This window comes from Trebonia sp., from assembly GCF_030042015.1.
In the GTDB taxonomy this organism is placed as follows: domain Bacteria; phylum Actinomycetota; class Actinomycetes; order Streptosporangiales; family Streptosporangiaceae; genus Trebonia.
The window spans coordinates 1-6,360 of sequence record NZ_JASIAL010000325.1 but is presented as its reverse complement, the minus strand read 5'-3'; the positions used below and the strand labels follow the sequence as shown (position 1 = coordinate 6,360).

At 64.3% G+C, this 6,360-nt stretch carries 6 protein-coding genes and 1 tRNA gene; 5 read left to right on the top strand and 2 right to left on the bottom strand.

The features are described 5' to 3' along the window. From orn to Q1N79_RS17455, 5 genes are all read left to right on the top strand, one after another. A partial coding sequence (gene orn / locus Q1N79_RS17475) for an oligoribonuclease (protein WP_300610148.1) occupies positions 1–300 on the top strand: 300 nt, incomplete at its 5' end. Positions 301–404: 104 nt separating this feature from the next. Continuing rightward, positions 405–480: transfer RNA gene (locus Q1N79_RS17470), tRNA-His, on the top strand. Positions 481–649: 169 nt separating this feature from the next. Beyond that, on the top strand, positions 650–2,335 hold the full coding sequence (locus Q1N79_RS17465; protein ID WP_300610147.1) for a hypothetical protein: 1,686 nt from the start codon (positions 650–652) through the stop codon (positions 2,333–2,335). Positions 2,336–2,549: 214 nt separating this feature from the next. Next, positions 2,550–3,665 carry a transcriptional regulator gene (locus tag Q1N79_RS17460; protein ID WP_367185087.1) on the top strand — a complete coding sequence of 372 codons (1,116 nt, stop codon included), beginning with the start codon at positions 2,550–2,552 and terminating at the stop codon, positions 3,663–3,665. Between the two features lie 32 nt (positions 3,666–3,697). Continuing rightward, positions 3,698–4,768, top strand: coding sequence for a pentapeptide repeat-containing protein (locus tag Q1N79_RS17455; protein ID WP_300610145.1), 1,071 nt, complete (start codon positions 3,698–3,700; stop codon positions 4,766–4,768). A 446-nt stretch (positions 4,769–5,214) separates the two neighbouring features. Here the strand turns inward: Q1N79_RS17455 and Q1N79_RS17450 are convergent, their stop codons facing one another. Continuing rightward, the gene (locus tag Q1N79_RS17450; protein WP_300610143.1) at positions 5,215–5,841 is read right to left on the bottom strand and encodes a transposase; all 627 of its coding nucleotides are present in this window, start codon (positions 5,839–5,841) and stop codon (positions 5,215–5,217) included. Further along, a complete protein-coding gene (locus tag Q1N79_RS17445; RefSeq protein WP_300610142.1) occupies positions 5,751–6,293 on the bottom strand; it encodes a winged helix-turn-helix domain-containing protein in 543 nt (180 codons plus the stop codon). The genes Q1N79_RS17450 and Q1N79_RS17445 overlap by 91 nt, the downstream gene beginning before the upstream one ends. Positions 6,294–6,360: the final 67 nt, after the last annotated feature.

The following is a 6,360-nucleotide window of genomic DNA, read 5'->3' as shown; positions in this document are numbered from 1 at the left end:
AACTCGATCGCGACCGACCGCTGGTTCATCGCCCGCGACATGCCCGAGCTCGACGCCTACCTGCACTACCGGATGGTCGACGTGTCGTCGATCAAGGAGCTGGCCCGCCGCTGGTACCCGCGGGTCTACTTCGCCTCGCCGGCCAAGCACGGCGGGCACCGGGCGCTCGCCGACATCACCGAGAGCGTGCAGGAACTCCGGTACTACCGGGAGGCGCTGTTCGTGCCGCAGCCCGGGCCGGATTCGGCGGCCGCGCGGGTGATCGCGGCCAAGTACGGAAACGTGCCGCCAGCGAAGTAGCCGTGCGTGCGGGCGCTGGCGGGCCGCTATACTCGTCTCAGCCGCGCGGTGCCCTGTCCGGGCAGCGCGCGTAATGCTTGGCCGTGGTCGGCCAGGCACCGATGGTGGGCGTAGCTCAGCTGGCAGAGCACCAGGTTGTGGTCCTGGGTGTCGTGGGTTCAAGTCCCATCGCTCACCCCACTGAAAGCGCAGGTCAGCGGCCTCGGCTCAGTACAGAGCCGGGGCCGTTCCTCGTTCGATGTCCGATTTTGGGAGTGAGATGGGAGCGAACACATCAGGGGACGGCCCCCACAAGAGCCAATCCGCTGACACGGACTCGGCGGAGTCCGCATCAAACGGTTCGACTGGCGTGTCTTACGCCGACCAGGGCAAGGACGCCAGCTCTCCGCCCACGGCCGTGTCGGCGGAAGCACCCGAGGCTGAAGGTTTGGACGGGACTGAAGACGGCGCATTCACGGGTTGGCAGCGCATCCGCCAACCCTTTCTACGTCTCCCGGGCATCGCGCAGATCGCTCAGACCCGAAAAGAAGAGCGATGGCATAAGAAGTGGGAGGAGGAGGCTGTCCGCTTCTTCTCCCAGAAAGATCCTGAGGACAACGCGGCAACCCGGCTACCTCCTCAAGAGCAGGCGGTGATGCCTCTACTCTGGGTGGCCGAGGTGTTCACCCCCACCACCATCGATAACCTGGTGGCGGGTATCCGCGACCTGACCGCAAGGATGGATCAGTCCTCGCTCACCACTCACAAGGAAGACCTTGCCGACTGGGTGCTCTCTTCACGCCGCCAGGGCACGTTCGGTTTCACCCCCATCACATACGTGACACCCAAAGGTCGTAAAGTCTTTGCCTCCTCTGTGGAAGGACAGGTACCGGCAGGGATCAGATATATCCATCTTCATGTAATGACGCTCACGTCGACGACAACAGTGCTGACCGCGACCTTCCGCCTGGATCAGGATCGCGAGCGTCAACTTGAGGAAATCCTGAACCATGATCGCGCCACCTTTGCGCGGCGGAGCGCCAACGGGAAAACTTTCACCACACCGAACGTCGGCCAGCAGAAGGCAGAGGCGGTAGACGACTGGCGCACAGCAATACGCAACGACGCCGTCCAGTGGATGGCAGATGAATTTCCTGGTTTCTTCTGTGGGATATCCTCCGATCAACTACCCACCATTGGGCTACTGCTCACGAAGGACTATATCCCCTGGCAGAAACAGGCCCGTTCCGCAAGACTCAACTGGGCAGACGTCCTCGATATCGACCATTGGTACGGGTATTGGCAAGCGAAGAGCGCCCCCAATCTGCGACTTAACCTAGTCACTCGGGGTGATCAGCGTCATTTCCTCATGCTCGCGGCACGCCAAGGCGATCTAGTCGATCCGAATAATTCTGATAATGAACGCGACAGATTGAATGGAAGTCTGTATTGGCTTGACGTATCGATTCCATTTCTAGTCACGAGCTGGAGCGTACCCGCATTGTTCGGCGAACTCGAGGAGCAGACGATAGGCATCTTGGATGCAGCTGACCGTGCAGGCCGCGACAAATCACCAAAGGCACTGGAACAGGTGCAGCGACAGCTTCTACGGGCCGGTCTCGACAGTAGAATAGTTGCCAACGACATCACGCAGGGTCCAGGCAATCCGATATTGGATTCTAACGTGCCAGATTTCTCGGAGGTAGTCCATCACCCTGGGCCAAGGACACCAGCGCCCAACCCCTCCCTAATCGGTCTATGGAAAACCTCCCAAGTCGCTACAGGCAAACGGGTTGTTCAAATGGAGAAAGATCTCCGGGAGATCCTTAGCACGAATGCCGACCTAGCCAGCGCGAGCGCTAATCTCCGGCTTCAGCGCCGCGTCATATGGCTTACCGTCGTCTCGATAGTTATTGCCATCATCGCCGCAAGTGCAGCTGTCTACGCGGTCTGGCCGAAGTCGTCCGCCTCTTCTACTCCAGCACAACATTCCAGGTCTTTGGTGACGCATACCCGCGGCCCAGCAATTCCTTCACCGACTGCGCAAACCCCTTAGCTCACCTTACGAAAGCGGAGGTTGGCGGCCTCCGGCTCGATGCAGAGCGTTTTGGGAGTAAGCATCTGCGCCAGGCGATTTCCGACAGTTGGCCAGCAGGTCATCAAGGAGCGGCACGGCCGATCGTGGCGCGATCGCCGCGCGATCGGCTAGCGACTTCTCCCAGGTGCGTTGCAGCCCGTTCGCCGGACTTGTCGGCCGGTCAGAAAGCTGGGTGTCCCAGGTCGAGCGCGGCGTCCGGCCCGTGGACCGGATGTCAGTCCTGCAGAAAGTCGCCGACGTGCTCAGCGTGTCAGTGGCCGAGCTTCGCGGCGACGACGAGGAAGCGGGCCCGGACGAACGGCCCGACGCGTTCGACATTATCCGGCTTGCTCTCACCGGTCACCCGGCCATCGGATCAGTACTGGGCACGGCGAAACTTCCCGCACCGGCAAAGCAGATGGAAGCGCTGCGCCGCCAGCACGCCGACGTCTGGGAGCTCGTGCACGCCAGCCGGTACGCCGAGCTGGCACCGCTGCTGGCCGCGCTGATCCCGGGCCTGGAGACCGCTACCCGCACCGCGGACGACGACCAAGTCCGGAACGAGGCACGCGACCTGCTCGCCGACACCTACCAGGCCACCGCCGCCATGATGGTCAAGATCGGCGAGGCAGACGCGGCCTGGATCGCCGCCGACCGGGCCGGATTCTGCGCCGAAGAAGCCGGGTCACCGCTGGCGGTCGCGGCGGCCATGTTCCGGATGGCGCACGTGTTCCTGGCCGTGGGGCGGGGCGACCAGGCCCACCACATCGCGGCCAGCACCGCCAGCGCGCTGGAACCGATGATCACCAGCCAGGCTGAACCCGGGGTGCTGTCCCTGTACGGGGCGCTGCACCTGGTCCTGGCCGTCGCGGCGTCCCGCGATAACAGGCGCAGCCAGGCCCGCGAGCACCTAGAGACCGCCCGCACGATCGCCGGACAGCTCGGCCAGGACCGCGACGACTACGGCACCGAATTCGGCCCCACCAACGTCGCCATCCACGCCGTCAGCATCGCCGTCGAACTCGGCGACGCCGGGCAGGCCATCGAGCTAGGCCAGCAGGTCAACCCCGCCAGCCTGTCACCCGAACGGCAGGCCCGGTACCTGCTCGACCTCGCCCAGGCCCACGCCATGCGACGGCAGATCGGCGAAGCCCTGCACGCCCTGCAGGAAGCCGAGCGCATCGCACCCGAAGAAACCCGCGTCCACTACGTCGGCCGCGCCGTCACCCGCGAACTGCTCCAACTCTCCGGACTGAGACCACGACCCGAACTCCGCGACCTCGCCGAACGATTCGGCGTCCTGCCATGAGCTGGCGCGGCGCTTTGTAATAGCTTGCGCTCATGAGCCCTGAGGTCACCGCGGCGATCATCGCAGCGGGCGTCAGCTTCCTTACCCTGATCGGAACCCTGGCTGCGCAGTATTTCGGGCGCCGTGCGACCAAGCGAGACACCAAGGAGGCGTTCGAAGAGCAGCGTAAACAGCTGGACAAGACATTGACGGCCCAGAGCGATCAGTTGGACAGGACTCTCACGGAGCAGCGGACTCGGACCTTGAACGAGCGGTTCGCCACGGCGGCGGAGCAACTGGGCAGTGATAAGGCAACTGTACGGCTAGCTGGGGTGTACGCCATGGCGGGCCTAGCTGATGACTGGGTGGAAAATCGCCAGACCTGCGTTGATGTGCTATGCGCCTACCTGCGGATGCCATACGAGCCTGATCCTGGTGAGGACGCTTCCGAGCCGCAACGACTAGCATTCCGGGCTATCCGACAAGCCCGCCACACGGTCATCCGGGTAATCGCCGCACACCTTCAAAAGCGCGCTAGGGTGTCCTGGAAGGGATTGGACTTCGACTTCACGAGCGTTGTCTTTGACGGCGGTGATTTCAGCTTCGCCCAATTCTCTGGCGGCGAGGTCGATTTCAGCGGCGCCCAATTCTCCAGTGGCACGGTTGACTTCAGCTACGCCCAGTTCTCTGGTAGCCAGGTCTACTTCAGCGGTGTCCACTTCTCCGGTGGAAACGTCAACTTCGCCTTCACCGAATTCTCTGACGGCGTGGTGTACTTCGGCGACGCCCAGTTCTCTGGGGCCGAGGTCTACTTCGGCAGTGCCGAGTTCTCCGGCGGTGAGGTCTACTTCCGCAGTGCCGAGTTTTCCGGTGGCAAGGTCAGCTTCTACGGTGCGCTGTTTCCCGGCGGCGGGGTCTACTTTTTCGGTGCGCAGTTCTCGGGTGGCATGGTCAATTTCAACGGCGCTCAGTTCTCTGGTGCCAGGGTCGACTTCGACAATGCGCAGTTTTCGGGCGGCACCATCGACTTCAGCGATGCTGGCGACTGGTCAGTCCCGCCCGCATTCCCCTGGACACGAACGCCGCCGCCAGGCGTGAAGCTCCCCAAAGGAAGATCAATCTAGGGCGTAGCGATCGAGCGCCGTCGGCGGCCAGCGCCTGTCGGACCGAACTGTCGGACCGAACCGTGTTGCCGAATTGAGCCCTTCTTAGATCAAGCGCGGCCCCTGCGGCGCCGCTGCTGGCCCGGCGTCAGCGCCGGGCTCTCCCTCGGAAGGCCCGCCCGCCGCACGCCGGGCCAACACGCCGACCGCGGCGAGCAGATCAACCAACGCCTATTGTGCAGTTCGCGACCGTGCTATTAGCGGTCGCCTTCTGGACGCGGACCCAGGCGACTGGCTACGGCGACTAATTAGTCGCCATGAGAAGAACGAGCAATATCGGTGACATCCGGCAGATCAGCTTCGGTATCGGGTTGCTATCTGAGACCATGGTCCAATGATCTCTCAGACCGATGCCCAAAATTTGTGTCTTGTAGCGGCTCAAATCATTCCCACGCTGCTAACGATCTTCAATTGTGGAGGTTACAGAAGGGGCTGAAGTCTAGCCTGGTGCCGGTGAGGAAGCCTTCGAGGAGGCCGGGCCGGTACTGCATCCGCCTTAGCCGGGTCTTGACCTGCGCGGTGAGCTGGCTGATGTCGCGTTTGGCGAGGTTGGCCAGGGACCTTTTCAGGACCGACCATGCTGTCTCCACCGGGTTGAGCTCGGGCGCATAGGCCGGGAGCCGGAACACCGTCAGCCAGTCCCGGGCAGCGATCAGCTCGGTCATCACGCGGCTGACGTGGGTGTTCAAGTTATCCCAGACCAGGACGACGGGCCCGCCGAGCTGCTGATGGGCGGCATCCAGCAGCCGGGCGTAATCCGTTTCGGTGAAGCCCTTGCGCTTCTCGCCGGCCCGGCGGCGGTGCACGCGGTAGATCAGCCGGGGCCGGCAGCCGGGCCTGACGGCGATCAGCGCGGCCAGCGACACCCGCGTGTTGTGCCCGCCGGTCACCGTCACCACCGGGGTGGCGCCGCGGCGGCCCCAGGTACGCCCTTTCGGCGGCCTTAAACCCTGGCCGGACTCGTCCTCGAAGACCAGCCAGGCGCCCAGGTCCGCCGCCGTCCTTTTACCACCGGCCAGGCCGCCTCCCGCCACGCGGCGACCGCCGCCTCATCCCGCTCGGCGGCCCGCCGGGCCGGCACCTGCACGCTCCACCCGATCCGGTGCAGCAGCACGTCCATCCCGGCCAGCGTGTACTCCACCCCGAACCGCTGCCAGACCTGGTCCGTGATCCGGGCCAGCGTCCAGCACTGATCGGCATACCCGCACGCGGCAGGACCCGCGTCCAGCACCGCCTCCAGCCCGGCCAGCTGCGCCGCGGTCAGCTTGCACTTAGCCCCGCCCGCGCCCTTGGAGGCCAGTGCCTCCTTCCCGCCCGCGGCAAGCGCCCGCCGCCACCGGTTCGCCGACATCCGCGATACCCGGAACCGCTTCGCGACCTCCCGGTCGCTGGCCCCGGCCTCGATCATCTCCACCGCAGCCAGCCGGACCTGCTCCCGGCGGGCCCGCTCCGCCGCGGTCAGCCCGCCGCCATCGGGATACCTCATGCCTCCGGCATAGCGCACCGTACGCCGGGTGACCAGACCAGTAACCCCCGCCATTGAAGGTCGTTAG